Here is an 18843-nt window from a genome sequence, read left to right as displayed (position 1 = left end):
CAAATCGAGCCAATCATGGACCGGATCACCGCCGCCCACGTCTTCGTCACCATTGCCGACCGCGGCAGCATGATCGCCGCGGCCGACGCGCTGGACATGTCGCGCGCCATGGTCAGCCGTTATCTGGCGCAGATGGAAGATTGGGCCGGCGTACGGCTGATCCAGCGCACCACGCGCAAGCTCAGCCTGACCGATGCCGGCGAAGCCGCGCTGCAGCGCAGCCGCGCACTGCTCGAACTCGCCGGCCAGATGCGCGAGACCGCACAGGACGCCGGGCCGCGCGGGCTGCTGCGCGTGTCGTGTGCGCAATCGCTCGGCGAGGCGACGATTGCCGCAGCGGTCTGCGCCTTTCTGGCCCGCCATCCGCAGGTCCGTGTCGACCTGCAGATCAGCAGCCATCCGGTGCATCTGGTCGAGGAGCGCATCGATCTGGCGATCCGCATCACCAACGAGCTCGACCCCAACCTCGTCACCCGGCCGCTGGCCGGTTGCGATTCGGTGCTGTGCGCGGCGCCGGCCTATCTGGCCGCGCACGGTATGCCGGCGCATGTCGACGAACTCGCCCGCCACCACTGCCTCGGCTACGCCTACTTCGGCAAGAGCCTGTGGCAGTTCAGCCGCGGCGACGAGCGCTTCGCCGTGCCGGTCAGCAGCCGTTTCAGCGCCAACGAATCGAACGTGCTGCGCGCCGCCGCGATCGCCGGTACCGGCATCAGCATGCAGCCGCGCTACGCGGTCGCGCCGCAGCTGGCCAGCGGCGAGCTGATCGCCATCCTGCAGGGCTTCGAACCGCAGCGGCTCGGCATCCACGCGGTATTCGCCTCGCGCCGGCAGATGTCGCCGGCGCTGCGGGCGCTGCTCGACTTTCTCGTCGACTGGTTTGCACACAACCCGCAGTGGCAGACTCAGGCCGGCGTCAGCACCGAAGGCGGCTGGAAAAACCCGGCGTAACGGTGCCGACAAAACGCGCGAAACGAAGACAATACGCCAACGCACTGCGAGTGAGCACCAGGCGTTCAGCAGGGCTTTGCCGGCCGCCTTTCAGCGGCAGGTGTAACCGCCGTCGACGGGCAGGCTGACGCCGGTGATCATCGCCGCCGCGTCGCTGAGCAGGAACAGCACCGGATCGGCAACCTCGACCGGCTCGGCGAAGCGGCCGAGCGGAATCGCCGCCAGCGCAGGGTCACGCTTGGCCGGATCGCTCCACGCGGTCACCGCCATCGGTGTCAGCGTCACCGTCGGGTTGACGCTGTTGACGCGGATGCCGTGCGGACCGAGCTCGAGCGCCATCACCCGCGTGATCGCGTCGAGTGCCGCCTTCGATGCGCAGTAGCTCAGGTGCGCATCCAGCGCGATCAGCGAAGCCTGGCTCGAGACGTTGACGATGGCACCGCGTCGTCCGACGGCGACCATGGCCTTGGCCACGTGCTTGGCCACCAGCGCCGCACCGCGTGCGTTGACCGCCATCACCCGGTCGAATTCGGCCGGGTCGAGATCAAGGCAGCCTTCGAGCGAGGCGATGCCGGCGCAGTTGACGAGGCCGTCGAGCGGACGCAGATCGCCCAGCGCGCTGCCGACCGACGCCAGATCGCCGACGTCGAGCAGCAGCGGCTCGCAGCCTTCGTCGCGGCGCAGCCGCTCTGCATCCTGCGGCTTGCGCACGCCGGCGATCACGTGGGCACCGGCCTGCACCAGCCGCTGTGCAATGGCCAGACCGATGCCGCTGGCGGCGCCGGTGACGAGGATGTGTTTGCCGTTCAGGTCGGGAAACAGGTTCATTGCGAGACTCCATGAAAAAGGCGGCCGGACCGGGCCGGCACGCAAGGAGGAAGACGACGGACGCTCAGGCTGCAGCCAGCCCGTGCATCACCGGTTTGAGGCTGGGGTAGAGGTCGCAGTACAGGCCGTACAGCTTCTGGTAGCGCGCCCACGCCTGCGGTTCGGGCCGCGCGCGTTCGGCCAGCGTCACCCAGCCGCGCTCGGCATCCGCCGCGCCGACCATGCCGGTACCGACCGCCGCGAGCAGCGCCGCACCGAGCGCGGCCTCGACTTCCTCGACGATGGTGTAGACCGGGTAGCCCGTGATGTCGGCGATGATCTGCATCCACAGGTCCGAATGCGCGGCACCGCCGACGACGATCAGACGTTCGTCCAGCCGTTCTGCGCCGCGGGCGCCGGCTTCCATATTGTGTTTGAGCGCAAAGGTCACGCCTTCGAGCACGGCGCGATACAGGTGGGCGCGGCTGTGGAACAGCGACAGACCGACGAAGGCGCCGCTGGCTTTGGCATCCCAGACGGGGCTGCGCTCGCCCATCAGATAGGGCAGGAACAGCACGCCGTCGGCCCCGGCCGGCACCGCCTGCGCACGCTGCTCGAGCAGCACGTGCGGATCGACGCCCTGCGCCCTGCCTTCGGCAATCTCGGCCTGGCAGAACTCGTCGCGGAACCAGCTGACCGACGCACCGGCGGTGATCGCGCCGCCGAAGATGTAGTTGTCGCGCTCGCCGTTGTAGACGTGCGGCATGCTGATCAGGCCGTGTCGGGCGTCGACGTCCTTGTTCAGATAGCCCCAGCACATGCTGGTGCCGATCATCGCCACATGGTCGCCGGCCTTGACGACGCCGGCGGCGAACGTCGCCACCGCCGCATCGACACCGCCGGCGATCACCGGCGTACCGGCCGCCAGCCCGAGCGCGTCGGCCCACTGCGGCAGCAGCCCGCCGACAATATCGCTGCTGTGCACCAGCCGCGCCGGCATCATGGCCGCCGGAATGCCGAGCATCGCCATCGCCTCGGCCGACCAGGTCCGCGCCCGGATGTCGTAGACGCCGCCGATATTGCCGGCCGAGCTGTGGTCGACGGCGACCTCGCCGGTCAGCAGGTAGTTCACGTAGCTGTTCGGCGGCAGCAGGTAGCGCGTTCTCGCCCAGACTTCGGGCCGCTGGTGCTTGAGCCACAGCATCTTGGTGTAGCCGTAATAGCTGTCGACACCGTTGCCGGTCAGGTCGTACAAGCGCTCGAGGTCGACGCCGGCCTTCACCCGCTCGACCTCGTCACCGGCGCGCCGGTCCATCCAGATCAGGCACGGGTGCAGCGGAGTCATGTCCGCGTCGACCGGAATGCCCGAGCCGCCGTACAGGCTGCTGACGCAGACCGCGCGCACGCTCGCCGGCGGCACGGCGCTTTTGGCCATCACCTGCCGTACGCATTCGCACACCACATCGAACCAGACCTGCGGCCACTGCTCGGCCCACAGCGGCCGGGGCGTGTCGACCTGATAACCCTGCGCATGCTGGGCAATGATGGCGCCGCCGGCATCGACCAGCAGCGCCTTGGTACTCTGGGTGCCGATGTCGACACCGATCACGTAAGCCATGGAATCCTCGCTCCATGCCCGCCCGAAGACGGGCATGGCGTTCAATGCGGCATCAGGCCGCGTTGGGGGTCAGCAGTACCTTGATCGAATCGAGCGAATCGGCCACCTTGATCGCGGTATCCCACTCTTCCAGCGTGTACTTGTGGGTAACGATGCCCTTCGACGTCACGAGGCCGCGGTCGAGCAGGTCGATCGCGATCGGGTAGCAGTACGGGCCCAGATGCGCGCCGCGGATGTCCAGCTCCTTGCGGTCGCCGATGATCGACCAGTCGGCAGTGGTTTCCTTGCCGAACACCGAGAACTCGACGAAACGGCCGAGCTTGCGGATCAGGTTCAGGCCCTGGTTGACGCCGATCGGCGCGCCGGTCGCTTCGATGTAGACGTCGCAGCCGTAGCCGTCGGTCAGCGCATCGACAATCGCCTTGGCGTCTTCCTTCGACGGATCGATCACCACGTCGGCACCGAACTGCAGTGCCAGATCGAGGCGTTCGCGCACCAGATCGATGACGACCAGCTTCTTCGGCGTCTTGAGTCTGGCGACCTGCACCATCATCAGCCCGATCGGGCCGGCGCCGGCGATGACCACCACGTCGTCGAGCTGGACGTCGCCACGGTTGACGGTATGCACCGCGCACGCCAGCGGCTCGATGATTGCCGCATCCTCGAGCGAGACCGAATCCGGAATCCGGTGGACGACGGCGTTCGACGGCAGGCGCATGTAGTCGGACATGCCGCCTTCGGCGACCTCGCGCTGGAAGCCGAAGATGTTGTGGACCTCGCACATCCAGTACTTGCCGCTCTTGCAGAAGCGGCACTTCTCGCACGGGACGATCTGCTCGGCGATCACGCGCTCGCCGGCCTTGAAGCCGAAGTGCTCGTCGGCGCCTTCACCGACCTCGACCACCGTGCCGAAGAACTCGTGCCCCGGCACCACCGGCGGCTTGACCCAGCTTTCGGTGCTGTTGCTGCCCCAGAACATCGCCGCGCCCGAATGGCACTTGCAGTCGCTGGCGCAGATGCCGCAGGCGTCGATCTTGATGACCAGCTCGCGTGCACCGGCCTTGGGGCGGCGGACCTTCTGGTAGCGGTAGTCCTTCGGGCCGTGGCAGACGACGGCGTTCATGTCGACTTCGTGATACTGGTACTTGCTCATGGTGCGCTCCGGTAAAGGTGAAGCAGGTGGAATTCGCGGCGTGCAGCGCCCCCTGCCGGGCGGTTTTTGCCGCCGGCATCGGGATGCACGGTTGGGTTAAGGATTCACTTGGCTCAGGAGCGTCAGCGGGCGCCGAAGGCAAGGCGCGCGAGCGCAGACAGTACGTTCAGGTACGGCCAGCGAGCGCAACGCGGCATTCGGCGTCCGGTGGCGCGCCTCAGCGGCGTTTGGTGCGCTCGCGGCTGATATAGATCGCCAGCAGGATGATCACGCCCTTGATGATGTTCTGGACGTAGGGCGACACGCCCATCATGTTCAGCCCGTTGTTGAGCACGCCCAGCATCACCGCGCCGATCAGCGTGCCGACGATGGAACCGCGGCCGCCCGAGATCGCCGTGCCGCCCATCACCACCGCGGCAATCGCGTCGAGCTCGAACGACACGCCGGCGTTGGGCTGGCCGGACATCAGCCTCGACGTCAGCACCAGACCGGCAATCGACGCGGTCAGGCCCGACAGGCCGTAGACCAGCAGCTTGTAGCGCGGCACGCGCACGCCGGAGAGCCGCGTCGCCTCCTCGTTGCCGCCGATCGCGTAGATGTAGCGGCCGACCGGGGTGTGGTCGAGCAGCACGTAGGCGGCGACGAACACCAGCAGCATGATCAGCACCGGCGCCTGCAGTCCCAGTACCCTGCCGCTGCCGAAGAAGGCGAACCAGTCCGGCAGGCCGTCGATCGGGTAGCCGCCGGTGTAGATCAGCGCGATGCCGCGGGCGATGCCCATCGTCGCCAGCGTGACGATGATCGGCGGCATGCCGGCGTAGGCGACGAAGAAGCCGTTGGCGACGCCGAACAGCAGGCCGACGCCGAGGCCGATGGCGATGGCCGCTTCGGGCGGCATGCCGCCGACCATCAGCCCGGCCATCAGCGTGCCGGCGAGCGCCATCACCGCGCCGACCGACAGGTCGATGCCGCCGGAGAGGATGGCGCAGGTCATGCCGACGGCGATGATCGCGTTCACCGACACCTGGCGGGCGATGTTGACGAGGTTGTCCGGGTCGAAGAAGTGCTCGGTCGTCAGCGCCATGGCGATGCAGACGAGCACGAGGCCGATCAGCGGAAAGAACACCGGCGACTGGCTGAAGCGCTTGTAGCGGGTGGCGAAGCCCGGCGCCGCCTTGGCGGTGTCAGGCGAATTCATGGTGAGAACCTGCGGTTGCATGGCGCATTACCTCGTTCGATTCGATGGCGTCGTCTTCCAGTACGGTGACGATGGCGCCCTGTTTGAACACCGCGACCCGGTCGCACATGCCGACGATTTCCGGCAGTTCCGACGAGATCATGATGATCGCGTAGCCCTGCGCCGTGAGCCGGCGCATCAGGTTGTAGATTTCGGCCTTGGCGCCGACGTCGATGCCGCGGGTCGGCTCGTCGAAGATCAGGATCTTGCAGTGGTGGTTGAGCCACCGCGCGATCACCACCTTCTGCTGGTTGCCGCCCGACAGCGTGCCGACGCGCGTGCCCGGCCCCGGCGCCTTGACGCCGACCTGGCGCATCACGTCGACCGTGGTGCGGCCCTCCAGCCCCTGGTCGATCAGCGGCCCGACACGCTGGTACTTGCCGAGGTTGTTGATCGAAATGTTGTCGCGGATCGAGAAGTCGAGAATCAGCCCCTCGGTCTTGCGGCTTTCCGGCAAAAGGCCGATGCCCTGCGCCAGCGCGTCACCGGCGTTGTTCAGCTTCACCGGCACACCGTTCAGCCACACCTCCTTGCGGTGCGCCGGATCGGCGCCGATCACCGCGCGTGCCAGCTCGGTCCGGCCCGAACCGACGAGGCCGGCAAAACCGAGGATCTCGCCCTCGTGCAGGTCGAAGCGGTTGACCGGATCGTGCTTGTAGCGCTGCAGTGCGCGCACTTCGAGCACCTTGCGGGCGTCGCGGTTGCGCGCCGGTTTGGGCGGAAAACTCTGCTCGAGCCGGCGGCCGACCATCATCTCGACCAGCGCGTCGACGTCGGTCGTCGCGACCTCGGTGGTGCCGACGTACTGGCCGTCGCGCAGCACGGTGATCCGGTCGCAGACGGCGAAGATCTCTTCCATGTGGTGCGAGATGAAGATCATCGCCACGTCGTGCGCCTTGAGTTCGCGCATGATCGAGAACAGGTGCTCGGCCTCGCTCGGCGTCAGCGTCGCGGTCGGCTCGTCGAGCACCAGCACCTTGGCGTTCAGCGACAGCGCCTTGGCGATCTCGACGAACTGCTGCTCGGCGACCGACAGGTGCCGCACCGGCACGGTCAGGTCGATGTCGATGCCGAGGCGGTCGAAAATCATCGCCGCACGATGGCGCATTTCGGCCTTGCCCAGCAGCCCGACCCGGTTGGTCCGCTCGCGGCCGAGGAAGATGTTCTCGACGGCGTTCAGGTCCGGAATCAGGCTGAATTCCTGGAAAATGATGCCGATGCCGGCGGCGATCGCGTCGTTGTAGCGCTCGAACTGTCGCTCGACGCCGTCGAACACGATGCGGCCTGCGTCGGGCTGGTGGATGCCGCAGAGGATCTTCATCAGCGTCGACTTGCCGGCACCGTTCTCGCCGAGCAGCGCATGCACCTCGCCGCGGTTCACCGACAGATGGATGTCCTGCAGCGCCTTCACGCCCGGAAACGACTTCGAGATGTGTTCCAGCGTCAGGATGGTTTGGCTGTCGGTCTGATTGTGGCTTTGATTCATCGTCACCCCTTGGGAGGGTTGGGGTACGCCGCCTCGCGGCGACGTACCGGTACATCCGGAACCTGTCCCGGCAGGCGCAGCCGCCTGACGGAACGGGTTCTTACCAGTTGAAGGACTTGGCGCCGGCCTTGTCGATCAGCTTCACGTCGACCGGCACGGAGGCCGGAACGTTGGCGCCCCACTTCTTCGCCATTGCGATCGCCAGCGCCAGGCGGACCTGGTCACGCGGGTACTGCGCGCTGGTGGCGATGAACTTCGAGTTCGGCTTCTGCAGCGCCTTGATCGCGTCCGGCGCACCGTCGACGCTGGTCAGCTTCACGTCCTTGCCCGAGGCTTCGATCGCCGACAGCGCACCGAGCGAACCGGTGTCGTTGACGCTGAAGATGCCCTTGAGCTTCGGGTTGGCCTGCAGGATGTTCTCGGTCACCGTCAGCGCGGTGGCACGTTCCTGCTTGCCGTTCTGCACCGAGACGATCTTGATGCCCGGGTACTTGGCAAGTGCCGCCTTGCAGCCGCGCACGCGTTCGAGAATCGGCACGACCGGGATGCCGTCGAGGATGGCCACGTCGCCGCTGCTGCCGATGTTCTTGGCGAGGTAGTCGCAGGCCATCACGCCGGCGTCGTAGTTCTTCGAACCGACGAAGGAGTCGATCGGGCCCTGTGCCTGTGCGTCGACGGCGACGGTGACGACACCGGCCTTCTTGGCCGACTTCACCGCGTTCTGGATGCCGACCGAGTCGGTCGGGTTCAGCAGCAGGATGTCGATCTTCTTCTGCACCATGTCTTCGACGTCGCTGATCTGCTTGGAGACGTCATGGCGGGCATCGGTGATCACGACCTGCGCGCCCATCGAGCCGGCGGCCTGCTCCAGTGCTTCCTTCATGGTCACGAAGTACGGGTTGTTCAGCTCCTGGAACGACATGCCGATCTTCAGCGGCGCGGCCTGCGCCGGTGCGGCGATGGCGGCGGCACAGAGGCCGGCGGCGAGGGTCTTGACGGTCAGGTTCAGAAAACGGTTCGAGTGGTACATGGCGATCTCCAGATCTCTCATCACAAAGGGACTACGGGAATGCACCGACGCTCATGGCGCGGCCGGTTCGGTAAAAGGGCCGTGTCTGGCGCTCTCCTTCTCTCGGTTGGTCGGCGGGCCTCAGGCCCGGGCGAATTCGGGTTCCAGCGCCGCGTAGGCACGGCGGAACCGGTCGTGCCGCGCGTGCAGCAACGCGGCCATTTCGGGATTCGGGCATATCGTTTCGGCTACCGGCGGCACGGTGCAGACGGCCTCGACCGCTTCGCCGCCCACCGCCAGCCGGGCAAGCCGGGCCGCGCCGAACGCGCCGCCGAAATCGCCGTTGGCATGGCGCAGCAGCGTGATGCCGGTGGCGCTGGCGATCAGTTCGCCCCAGAAGCGGCTTCTCGAACCGCCGCCGACGAAGGACGCGGTCCCGACGCGGCTGCCGGTCGCCGCCAGCGCGGCATAGCCGTCGGCCAGGCCGAAGGCGACGCCTTCCATCACCGCATAGCCGATGGCGGCGCGGTCGCTGGTGCCGTTCAGGCCGAGCAGCGTGCCGCTGGCGCGGGCATTGTTGTGCGGTGTGCGTTCACCGTTCAGGTAGGGAAGGAACAGCGGCGCGCGGCCGGCATCGGCACGCTGCGCCAGCCCGGCCAGATCGCCGACCGGCGTCTGCGTCAGCTGCGACGCCCACGTCAGGCTGGCGGCGGCCGAGAGCATCACGCTCATCTGGTGCCAGCGCTGCGGCAGCGCGTGGCAGAAGGCGTGCACGGCCTGTGCGGGATTCGGCAGGAAGCGCTCGTTGGCGACGAACATCACGCCCGACGTGCCGAGCGAGATGAAGGCATCGCCCGGGGACACCGCGCCGATGCCGACCGCCGCCGCGGCGTTGTCGCCGGCGCCGCCGGCCACGACGACTTCGTGGGCGATGCCCCATTCGGCCGCCAGCGCCGGCCGCAGCGCGGCCCCGGCCTGCGAACCTTCGACCAGCCGCGGCATGCTGGCGCGGTCCAGCCCGGTGGCCGCCAGCATCCGGTCGGACCAATCGCGGCCGGCCACGTCGAGCCACAGCGTGCCGGCGGCGTCGGACATCTCCGAGACGAATTCGCCGGTCAGCCGGAAGGCAATGTAGTCCTTGGGCAGCAGCACCTTGTCGACGCGGGCACGGATCGCCGGTTCGTACTTCTGCAGCCACAGGAGCTTCGGCGCGGTGAAACCGGGCATCGCCAGGTTGCCGGTGATCTGCCGCGACTGCGGCACCAGCGCCTCGAGTTCGATGCACTCGGCATGGGCACGGGTGTCGTTCCACAGGATGGCCGGCCGCAGCACGCGCTGGTGCTTGTCGAGCAGCACCGCGCCGTGCATCTGCCCCGAGAGGCCGATGCCGCGCAAGGCGGCGAACGCCTCGGGCGCGGCGCTACGCACCCGGTCGATCGCCTTCAGCGTCGCGTGCCACCACTCGTCCGGGCTCTGCTCGGACCACAGCGGTTGCGGGCTGGCAATGGCGAGCCGGACGGCATCGCTCGCCAGCAGCCGCTGTTCGTCGTCGACCAGCATGGCCTTCACTTCGGAAGTGCCGAGGTCTAGCCCTAGGAATGTCACGATGTAGCGCTCCCCTCCCGGCGCGTTTTTTTCGCGCAGGATCGGTTGTTCGGTTCGGATTTCAGCGGCCGGTCAGGCGGCGCTGAGGCAGGCGGCGTTCAGCTGCTGGCAACTTCGGAACTTCGACGGCGACATGCTCTTCTGCGCCAGGAAGTGCCGGTTGAAGTTGGACACGTTGTTGAAGCCGACGAGGAAGCAGATCTCGGTGACGGTGAACTCGCTGCTCGCCAGCAGTTCGCACGCCCGGTTGATCCGCATCCGGTTGATGCACTGCACGACCGACATGCCGGTGTGCTTGCGGAAGTAGCGCGAGAACGCACTGACGCTCTGCCCGGCCAGCTCGGCCAGATCGGCTTCGGGCAGATCGCTGGCAAGGTTCTCGCCGATGTAGGACAGCACCTGGTTGATCGTCGACGACATGTAGTGCCCGGGATCGGCGCGGTAGGCCTCGCTGGCCAGCGGCTGGCGGTGCTCGCAGCGCGCCAGCAGGTCGAGCAGCGACAGGAACAGCACGATGCGGCGGCAGCCCTGCGCGTCGAGCAGTTCTTCGAAAATCGGCTTGGCGGCCGCGGCGGTGTGTTCGCAGAACACCAGCCCGCGCTGCGATTCGGCCAGCAGCTTCTGCGTGTGCGCCAGCTCCGGAAACGCGGCGATGCCGTTGCTGATGTACTCGGCCGGAAACTGCACGATCAGCCCGCGGCGCTCGACGGTCTGCCCCTCGGGCAGTTCGCTGACCCAGTTGTGCGGCAGGTTCGGCCCGGTCATCACCAGATTGCCCGGGGCAAAATCGCCGATGAAATCGCCGACGAAGTATTTGCCGCTGGTTTCGGCGATCAGCTGGATTTCGTATTCCGGGTGGTAGTGCCAGCGCACGGTGCGGAACGGATAGCCGTGGTACCAGACACGGAACGATTCATTGCCCTGCAGCTCGACGACTTCAAGGTCTGGGGTCATGGTGCTGCTCCTTTCCCCGCAGCCGGCGGCGCCTGCGGCACGACCCACTGCAAACTGACGGAAAACGGATGACGGTGCATGGGAGCGCATCGGCGTTTTCCTTAACGAATGACAACTGCGGCGAACCGCACGGCGGCACTCGGGCGAACCATCGTTTCTACCCCGAGTGCGATGCCGAACCAATCCGGTTTTCCCCTGGCCGCCCCGCTGCCCAAGGCAGCAAGGCGCGTCCGGGCGTCGCGCATGTCCACAGCCGTCATTGTCGTGCTCCGTGTTGTCCAGTCCGGCCCGCTCTTTCGGTCAGGGGTCTTTGCCCCGAAACGGTGCCTGTTGCGCCCTGCTTTTGCCATCCGGAAGCAGCGCGCAGATGAAACATAATTTTTCCGACTACATGACAACAACCACAAAACACCGGCAAACCTGATACTTTTTTGCAGTACCGGCTGGCAAAGGGCGGTTTTTGATGAAGTCTTTTTGCAGCGCACTACATCATCAGGGCGCAGGAATGCTCGATTCCGCGCACATGCGCATTGCGGTGCATGAGCCAGACCGACACGCCGGACTGGTGCACGAAGCCGGTTGAAGTACGGACAAATTCGCAGCGGGGATCGATGGACGGCCGGATGGCCAACCCGGAGACCGGATGCGCCCGTCATGCCATCATCCGGTCGGCAGCGGCGCAAGCGCGCCGCCAACGCGGTCACGAGACGGGGAGGGGCAGACCGTGGTCAAGCGCGGGCGGCGACCCGCATTGCGAACCCGCCGCGAGGGACGATCACCGCGACGACGTACGCACGCAGCGGTAGCTCAGCTCGGCCCCATCAAAGCCGCCGGCCAGATTCGCATCCGCCGGGCACACCGCATAGGTCCAGCCGCGATACAGTTTGACCGACTGGTGTGGCCGCACCGTCCGCTCCTGCGCTTCGGTATCCGGGCCGATGGTCTCGACCCGGCTGCACGGCCAGTTGACGTTGCTTGCCCCGGGCAGTGCGCAGCCGAGCATGCGAACCGGCTGCGCGCAGACGTTGCGATATGTCGGATCATCGAGCGGCGACGCTTCGGCCCTGGCGGGCTGCAGGCAGTCGACGGCTTCGGGAACGCGGGTTTCGATCGTGGCCGCCATGGCAGGCATGGCCACCAGCAAGACAAGCAGGCACAGGCGGGTCATGGCGGACTCCCTGGTCGGATGGCGCCGCCCCTTGCGGCCCCCGTTTTCGCTATAGCGGATTTGCGCACAGCCACAGGCAGGCGGAGACGGGTGGTCGCGCCGGCGAGCGCAAATTTCATCCCGCTTTCCGCTTTTGACATGCATCAGGAACCGATTAAGCTGAATCCTTTCAAATCCTGCAATCTGCCCCCCGGTCATTTCATGATGCCAACCCGCCTGTTTGCCACCGCCCTGCTCCTGTTCGCCAGCCTTGCCGCCCACGCCGCCACCGTCGATGGCCCGCCCTTGCGCAAGGACCTGAACGAACAGGTGCTGATGCTGCCGGTCAAACCGGGCATTTTCGGCTTCGACCTTGAAACCACGCTGTTCAAGCCCGACGGCCCGGGGCCGTTTCCGCTGGTGGTGATCAACCACGGCAAGATGCGCGGAGTGGGCGCGTTTCAGGCGAGGGAACGCTATACCGCGGTCGCCGAGGAGTTCCTCAAACGCGGTTATCTCGTCGCCCTGCCGATGCGGCGCGGCTTTTCCAGATCAGGCAGTGCCTACCCGGACGTCGGCTGCAATCTGGAGCAGGACGCACGCAATCAGGCCGACGACGTCATCCGGGTCATCGAGCTGCTTCGCCAGCGTCCCGATGTCGACGGCACCCGCATTCTGGTGATGGGCCAATCGCACGGTGGCTTTGCCAGCGTCGCGGTAGCCGAGCGGGAAGTCGGGGGGCTCAAGGCCGTCATCAACTTCGCCGGCGGCCTGCGCTTTACCGACACCAGCTTTTGCAACTGGGAGCCTGCGCTGAAAAACGCCTTTTCCAGTCTGGGAAAAAAAGCCAAGGTCGACTCGCTCTGGTTCTACGGTGCAAACGACGGCTTCTTTCCGCCCGACATCGCGCAGGCCTTGCATGACAACTACACCGCAAGCGGCGGCCATGCCGAGCTGGTGGCCTATCCGGCCTTCCGCATCGATGCCCACGGCATGTTCGGCACCCGCGACGGCTTCGCACAGGTCTGGTGGCCCAAGGCCGAACCCTTCCTGAAAGCGCATGGCCTGCCCACCGCCATCGTCAACCCGCAATACCAGCCGCCGGCGCCGCCCAAGCCCAGCGGCTACGCGGACAGCCCGCGCAACATCAACGTGCTGCCGCTGGCCAGCGAGGCCTGCAAGAACGCCTACCGGAAGTTCATCGACGACAACGCACCGCCCCGTGCATTTGCCTTCAGTGGCGACGGCGCATGCGGCTGGGCCGCCGACTCCGACGACGCAGGTTTCTTTGCGCTCAAAGGCTGCAAGTCGTTTGCCAAAAAGCCTTGCCAGCTCTATCTGATCGACAATGCGGTCGTCTGGCCGGTCGATGCCGCGGCAACCGTTGCAGCGCCGCAAACCACGCCTGAAAGCTGAACCCGACTGCGGTAAACTCGCCGTTTTCCCCGCGCCGCCAGAGAGCCCCGCCATGCCCGTGAACCTGCCCGAACTCGATCCCGCCCAATTGCACGCCGTCGCCGGCGTGGAAATCGGTATTGCCTCCGCCGGCGTCAAGACCGCCGGCCGCAAGGACGTGACCCTGTTCCGGTTCGCACCGGGCACCCGCGTGGCTGGCGTGTTCACGCTCAACCGCTTCTGTGCCGCGCCGGTACGCATCTGCCAGACCCATCTGGCCGAAAGCGGCGAGATCCGCGCGTTGGTGATCAACACCGGCAACGCCAATGCCGGCACCGGCGTCGACGGTTTCGAGCGCGCCAAGCAGATCTGCTTCGCCACCGCCGAAGCACTGGGCGTCACCCCGGCCGAAGTGCTGCCGTTCTCGACCGGCGTGATCCTCGAACCGCTGCCGTTCGAGAAGATCATCGCCGCGCTGCCGGCCGCCAAGGCCGATCTGCTGCCTTCCAACTGGGCCGCCGCCGCGTACTCGATCATGACCACCGACACCGCGCCCAAGGCCAAGTCGGTGCAGCTGGAAATCGGCGGCAAGCTGGTTACCGTCACCGGTATCGCCAAGGGCGCCGGCATGATCCACCCGAACATGGCCACCATGCTCGGCTACGTCGCCACCGACGCCAGCGTCAGCCAGTCGCTGCTGCAGGACCTGGTGAAGTGGGCGGCCGACCGCTCGTTCAACTCGATCACCGTCGACGGCGACACCAGCACCAACGACAGCTTCATCCTCGCCGCCACCGGCCAGGCCGGCAACGCCGAAATCGATGACGCGGCCAGCGCCGAATTCTCGCTGCTGCGCGACGCCGTGCTCGAAGTCAGCCAGTACCTCGCCAAGGCCATCATCCGCGACGGCGAAGGCGCGACCAAGTTCATGACGATCAAGGTCGAAGGCGGCAAGACCTGGGACGAGTGCAAGACGGTCGGCTACGCCATCGGCAAGTCACCGCTGGTGAAAACCGCCTTCTTCGCCTCCGACCCCAACCTCGGCCGCATCCTCTGCGCGATCGGCTACTCCGGCGTCGACGCACTCGACGTCGACCAGCTCGAAGTCTGGCTCGACGACGTCCTCGTCGCCAAAGACGGCGGCCGCCATCCGGACTACAAGGAAGAAGACGGCCAGCGCGTACTCAAGCAATCCGAAATCACCATCACCGTAAAGCTGGGCCGCGGCAACGTCGAAGCGACGGTGTGGACGTGCGATTTCAGTTATGACTATGTGAAGATCAATGCGGATTACCGGTCTTGATTGACTGGACGCATCTGAATAAAAACGCCGGCGAGAATACCGGCGTTTTTTATATACCGAAGTCAGACTTGGATTAACAAACGAAGCCTCCAGAACCTTAGGCCACAATTTGCTTTGCACTGCACAGGTACGGAGTACACGTCTACGATGTAAAGCCACTATCGAACAGATAGACAGCTGCATATCGCCAATGATACTGGAGATCCCGTACACCCTCTTACTTACCGTACAATTTCCGAAAAAAAATAGATCATCAGAGTGAATCAAAGAAAATAGAAAAAACAATCATGAATAAATCATTAAAAATCAGCATTATTTATTGCATCTCTCTTTTACTTGGTGGATGTATAAGCACAACCCCACCCAGACCGTGGTTTGAGGGTGACGTGAGTTGGCCTAGTATTTCAAGGACCACAATTGAAAGAGAAGGAAAACTTGAAACCGTAGAAACGATCATCAGCATAAGTTGCACAGACAAATCCTCTTTATGGATTTATTTATATGCACGCGACTTTAGCAAGCATCCTAACCTAGCTCTCATATTGTATTCGCCGCAAGGCGCATATATAGAAAAGGAAAGTGGAGAGCGACTTATTGCAAAATCGGAGCTTTACGTCAGAAATTCGCATGCGGAAGGCGTTCCGTCTGATTCGTGTGAAAGCAGCACACCCTATTCAACATTACCAGTGAATACCACAAACCTGAACAATGACAAAGGAGGAATAATTCTTCGCTTTGACACCACACCGCCGACACCTAGTTCACGATGGATTTTGCATCTCGGGCAAATAGCGATTGGCGAAAACCTAATCGAAATTCCGAAAAAAACCATAATACTACGCAAGAGAGAGTGGTATACCCGGCCAGTGCAATGAAGAACTGTGTACAAAACGTAAACATGCAAAACACATCATTTGCTTCGCTCATTGCCTTGTAAATCCACGCTTTTACTCGCCTGCCAGCATAATCACCAAGAACTATCTTTACCGAATCAAACAACAACGCCGGCATCTGCCGGCGTTTTGTTTACACGATGATCAAAGCGATCAAGTCACCACCGTCGGCACTTCGCGCCCAGTCAGCCCCTTGATGTCCGCCAGTTCACGCGATGCCGCAATCAGCGGCGCCAGCGCTTCCTGTGCGTCGAGGTCAAGCCGTTCGCGTTCGGGCTGTTCCAGATACACCCGCAAGGTTGCACCGTCGGTGCCGGTGCCGGAGAGCCGGTAGACGATGCGCGCACCGTCGTCGAACACGATGCGGATGCCTTGCTTGGCGCTATGGCTGTGGTCGATCGGGTCGTCGTAGGCGAAGTCGTCGGCCAGGGCGATGCGTTTGCCGGCGAGTTCGCTACCGACCAAGATCGGCAGTTTGGCGCGCAGGCCGTCGACCAGTGCGTTGGCTGCAGCAGTGTCGATCGCTTCGAAGTCGTGGCGGCTGTAGTAGTGTCGGCCGAAGTGCGCCCAGTGCGCTTCGAGCAGTTCGTCGATCGACTTGCCGCTTGTGGCGACGAGATTGAGCCAGCACAGCACCGCCCAGACGCCGTCCTTCTCGCGCACGTGGTCGGAGCCGGTGCCGTAGCTTTCCTCGCCGCACAACGTCACCTTGCCGGCGTCGAGCAGGTTGCCGAAGAATTTCCAGCCGGTCGGTGTTTCGAAACACTCGATACCCAGCTCTTTCGCGACAACGTCGACAGCGCACGAGGTCGGCATCGATCGCGCCACGCCGGCCAGACCCTTGGCGTAGCCCGGAATCAGCGTTGCATTGGCAGCGAGTACCGCCAGGCTGTCGGACGGCGAGACGTTGTGCTTGCGGCCGACGACCATATTGCGGTCGGCGTCGCCGTCGCTGGCGGCACCGAAGTCCGGCGCGCTGTTCCCGCGCATGGCGTCGATGAGGTCGGTTGCGTGCGCCGGGTTCGGGTCCGGGTGGTGGCCGCCGAAATCTTCCAGCGGCACGCCGTTGACGACCGAACCGGCCGGTGCACCGAGCAGACCTTCGAGCAGCCGGGTCGCATACGGGCCCGATGCCGCGCTCATCGCGTCGAAGTGCAGTGTATGGCCGGCGGCGAACCAGGCACGGATCGCGTCGAAGTCGAACAGCTGCTGCATCAGCTCGGCGTAGTCGTCGACCGGGTCGATGACGTCGACGATCATGTCGCCAACGCTGTAACGGCCGAGGGCGTCGAGATCGAACTCGGCCGATTCAACGATCCGGTATTCGGTAATCGTCTGCGTCGCCGCATAAATCGCGTCGGTGATTTTCTCCGGTGCCGGGCCGCCGTTGCCGATGTTGTACTTGATGCCGAAATCGCCATCCGGGCCACCGGGGTTGTGCGACGCGGAGAGGATGATGCCGCCGTCGGCGCCGTGCTTGCGGATCACGCAGCTGACCGCCGGCGTCGACAGCAGCCCGCCCTGCCCCACCAGTACTCGCGCCACGCCATTGGCGGCAGCCATGCGCACGATGGTGTCGACGGCCACCCGGTTGTGGAAGCGGCCATCGCCGCCGAGCACCAGCGTCGCCCCCGCCAGCGGCACGGTGTCGAACACCGCCTGGACGAAGTTTTCGAGGTAATGCGGCTGCTGGAATACCGTGACCTTCTTGCGCAGGCCCGAAGTGCCGGGTTTCTGGCCATCGAACGCGCGGGTGGAAATCGTCTGGATCGTCATGGTCTGACCGGATGAATTAGTTGACACCGCCTGCAAGGCGGAAAAGCCAATGTTAACCGATCCGCTGTCCGATACCCATGACGGCGGCAGGGCTGCGCCGGCCGGCAAAGTCGAGTAAAATACTCGGCTTTGCTGCCCCGCTCGTCCCCGCCATGCTTGCCCGCCTGCGTGAAAACATCCGAGTCGTCTTCGATCGTGACCCTGCCGCCCGTTCGGTGTGGGAAGTGGTCACCTGTTACCCGGGCTTTCATGCACTGACGCTGCACATTGTCGCCAACGGACTGTGGCGACGTGATTTCAAGCTGCTGGCGCGTTTCGTGTCGCACATCGGCCGCTTCCTCACCGGCATCGAGATCCACCCGGGTGCGACCATCGGCCAGCGGGTGTTCATCGATCACGGCATGGGCATCGTCGTCGGCGAAACCGCCGTCATCGGCGATGACTGCACGCTGTACCACGGCGTGACGCTCGGCGGCACCACCTGGAACAAGGGCAAGCGCCACCCGACGCTGGAGGCCGGCGTCATCGTCGGCGCCGGCGCCAAGATTCTCGGCCCGATCACGATCGGGACCGGCGCCAAGGTCGGCTCGAACGCCGTCGTCGTCAAGCCGGTACCGGCGGGCGCGACCGCGGTCGGCAACCCGGCGCGCATCATCCAGAACGACAGCGAGAACGCCCGGATGCAGAAGGCCCAGCAGCTCGGCTTCTCCGCCTACGGCATCTCCGGCGACGTCAACGACCCGGTGGTCAAGGCGATCCACGGCCTGCTCGACCACTCGGTAAACACCGACGCCAAGGTCGAGGCCATCCTGAAGAAGCTGGAGCAGCTCGGTGTCGACTGCAGCCAGGAGCGCGCGAGCAGCGACAAGTTCGACCCCGATTACCTGAACAAACTGGTCGAATGACCGGTGAATAACCGAGTGTTTCGGTCAGGATTTTAGTTGACTAAAACACTAGGGTATTTTACGATCGAGCCAATCACAGAAAGACTGAAGAACGCCCGATGCGACTGACCACCAAAGGCCGCTTTGCCGTGACCGCCATGCTCGACCTTGCCCTGCGCGAGGCCGGTGGCCCGGTGACGCTTGCCGGCATCAGCGAACGGCAGCACATCTCGCTTTCCTACCTCGAGCAGCTGTTCGGCAAATTGCGCCGGCGCGAACTGGTCGACAGCGTCCGCGGTCCCGGCGGCGGCTACTGTCTGGCAAGGCCATCGAACGAGATCACCGTGGCGGCAATCATCTGTGCGGTCGACGAACCGATCGATGCCACGCAGTGCGGCGGCAAGGAAAACTGTCTCGAGGAACACCGCTGCATGACCCACGACCTGTGGTCCGGGCTGAACGCGACGATTTTCGAGTTCCTCTCGTCGGTGACGCTGGCCGAACTCGTGGAAAAACAACTGGAAAAACAGCGCCGCCGGCTTGATGCCGCCAGCGTGCTGGTCGATGCGCGCGGCGCACGACACAGCGAATTACCCGCCCAGCAATGACCGGGCAAACAGGAGCT

General features: G+C 64.8%; 16 protein-coding genes. 6 read left to right on the top strand and 10 right to left on the bottom strand.

What is annotated here, in order from left to right:
- The first annotated feature begins 15 nt into the window (after positions 1-15).
- Entirely contained in the window at positions 16-951 is a 936-nt protein-coding gene (locus IE097_RS00320; RefSeq protein ID WP_189458161.1) for a LysR family transcriptional regulator, read from the top strand.
- A 90-nt stretch (positions 952-1041) separates the two neighbouring features.
- On the opposite strand, the gene IE097_RS00315 is transcribed toward IE097_RS00320, so the two are convergent.
- The 9 genes from IE097_RS00315 to IE097_RS00275 all read right to left on the bottom strand — a co-directional run bounded on the left by IE097_RS00315 (position 1042) and on the right by IE097_RS00275 (position 11988).
- Entirely contained in the window at positions 1042-1779 is a 738-nt protein-coding gene (locus IE097_RS00315) for an SDR family oxidoreductase (RefSeq protein ID WP_189458160.1), read from the bottom strand.
- Positions 1780-1843: 64 nt separating this feature from the next.
- On the bottom strand, positions 1844-3376 hold the full coding sequence (locus IE097_RS00310) for an FGGY-family carbohydrate kinase (RefSeq protein WP_189458159.1): 1533 nt from the start codon (positions 3374-3376) through the stop codon (positions 1844-1846).
- Between the two features lie 52 nt (positions 3377-3428).
- Complete coding sequence (locus IE097_RS00305; RefSeq protein ID WP_229797335.1) at positions 3429-4529, bottom strand: alcohol dehydrogenase catalytic domain-containing protein; 1101 nt, start codon at positions 4527-4529, stop codon at positions 3429-3431.
- Positions 4530-4746: 217 nt separating this feature from the next.
- Positions 4747-5727 carry an ABC transporter permease gene (locus tag IE097_RS00300; protein WP_203538249.1) on the bottom strand — a complete coding sequence of 327 codons (981 nt, stop codon included), beginning with the start codon at positions 5725-5727 and terminating at the stop codon, positions 4747-4749.
- Entirely contained in the window at positions 5714-7252 is a 1539-nt protein-coding gene (locus tag IE097_RS00295; RefSeq protein WP_189458157.1) for a sugar ABC transporter ATP-binding protein, read from the bottom strand. The genes IE097_RS00300 and IE097_RS00295 overlap by 14 nt, the downstream gene beginning before the upstream one ends.
- 100 nt (positions 7253-7352) lie before the next feature.
- Positions 7353-8282 (bottom strand): ABC transporter substrate-binding protein, encoded by a 930-nt coding sequence (locus tag IE097_RS00290; protein WP_189458156.1) that lies wholly within the window; start codon positions 8280-8282, stop codon positions 7353-7355.
- Positions 8283-8402: 120 nt separating this feature from the next.
- Positions 8403-9866, bottom strand: a complete 1464-nt coding sequence (gene xylB / locus IE097_RS00285; protein ID WP_189458155.1) for a xylulokinase — start codon at positions 9864-9866, stop codon at positions 8403-8405.
- Positions 9867-9938: 72 nt separating this feature from the next.
- Positions 9939-10820 carry an AraC family transcriptional regulator gene (locus IE097_RS00280; RefSeq protein ID WP_189458154.1) on the bottom strand — a complete coding sequence of 294 codons (882 nt, stop codon included), beginning with the start codon at positions 10818-10820 and terminating at the stop codon, positions 9939-9941.
- A gap of 775 nt (positions 10821-11595) precedes the next feature.
- A complete protein-coding gene (locus IE097_RS00275) occupies positions 11596-11988 on the bottom strand; it encodes a hypothetical protein (RefSeq protein WP_189458153.1) in 393 nt (130 codons plus the stop codon).
- A gap of 201 nt (positions 11989-12189) precedes the next feature.
- On the opposite strand from IE097_RS00275, the gene IE097_RS00270 reads away from it, so the two are divergent.
- The 3 genes from IE097_RS00270 (at position 12190) to IE097_RS00260 (ending at position 15540) form a co-directional block, all read left to right on the top strand.
- Positions 12190-13383 (top strand): dienelactone hydrolase family protein, encoded by a 1194-nt coding sequence (locus IE097_RS00270; protein ID WP_189458152.1) that lies wholly within the window; start codon positions 12190-12192, stop codon positions 13381-13383.
- Positions 13384-13435: 52 nt separating this feature from the next.
- Entirely contained in the window at positions 13436-14665 is a 1230-nt protein-coding gene (gene argJ, locus IE097_RS00265; protein ID WP_189458151.1) for a bifunctional glutamate N-acetyltransferase/amino-acid acetyltransferase ArgJ, read from the top strand.
- Between the two features lie 287 nt (positions 14666-14952).
- Positions 14953-15540: a hypothetical protein gene (locus tag IE097_RS00260; protein ID WP_189458150.1), complete on the top strand. Its 588-nt coding sequence runs from the start codon at positions 14953-14955 to the stop codon at positions 15538-15540.
- A gap of 171 nt (positions 15541-15711) precedes the next feature.
- Here IE097_RS00260 and IE097_RS00255 read toward each other — a convergent pair whose 3' ends face one another.
- Positions 15712-17334, bottom strand: coding sequence for an alpha-D-glucose phosphate-specific phosphoglucomutase (locus tag IE097_RS00255; RefSeq protein WP_189458149.1), 1623 nt, complete (start codon positions 17332-17334; stop codon positions 15712-15714).
- A 152-nt stretch (positions 17335-17486) separates the two neighbouring features.
- On the opposite strand from IE097_RS00255, the gene cysE reads away from it, so the two are divergent.
- Positions 17487-18239 (top strand): serine O-acetyltransferase, encoded by a 753-nt coding sequence (gene cysE / locus IE097_RS00250; protein ID WP_189458148.1) that lies wholly within the window; start codon positions 17487-17489, stop codon positions 18237-18239.
- Between the two features lie 98 nt (positions 18240-18337).
- The gene (gene iscR, locus IE097_RS00245; protein ID WP_189458147.1) at positions 18338-18826 is read left to right on the top strand and encodes a Fe-S cluster assembly transcriptional regulator IscR; all 489 of its coding nucleotides are present in this window, start codon (positions 18338-18340) and stop codon (positions 18824-18826) included.
- Positions 18827-18843 lie beyond the last annotated feature (17 nt).

This window comes from Jeongeupia chitinilytica (assembly GCF_014652315.1).
Lineage (GTDB): Bacteria > Pseudomonadota > Gammaproteobacteria > Burkholderiales > Chitinibacteraceae > Jeongeupia > Jeongeupia chitinilytica.
This window is presented reverse-complemented; position numbering and strand designations above follow the sequence as displayed.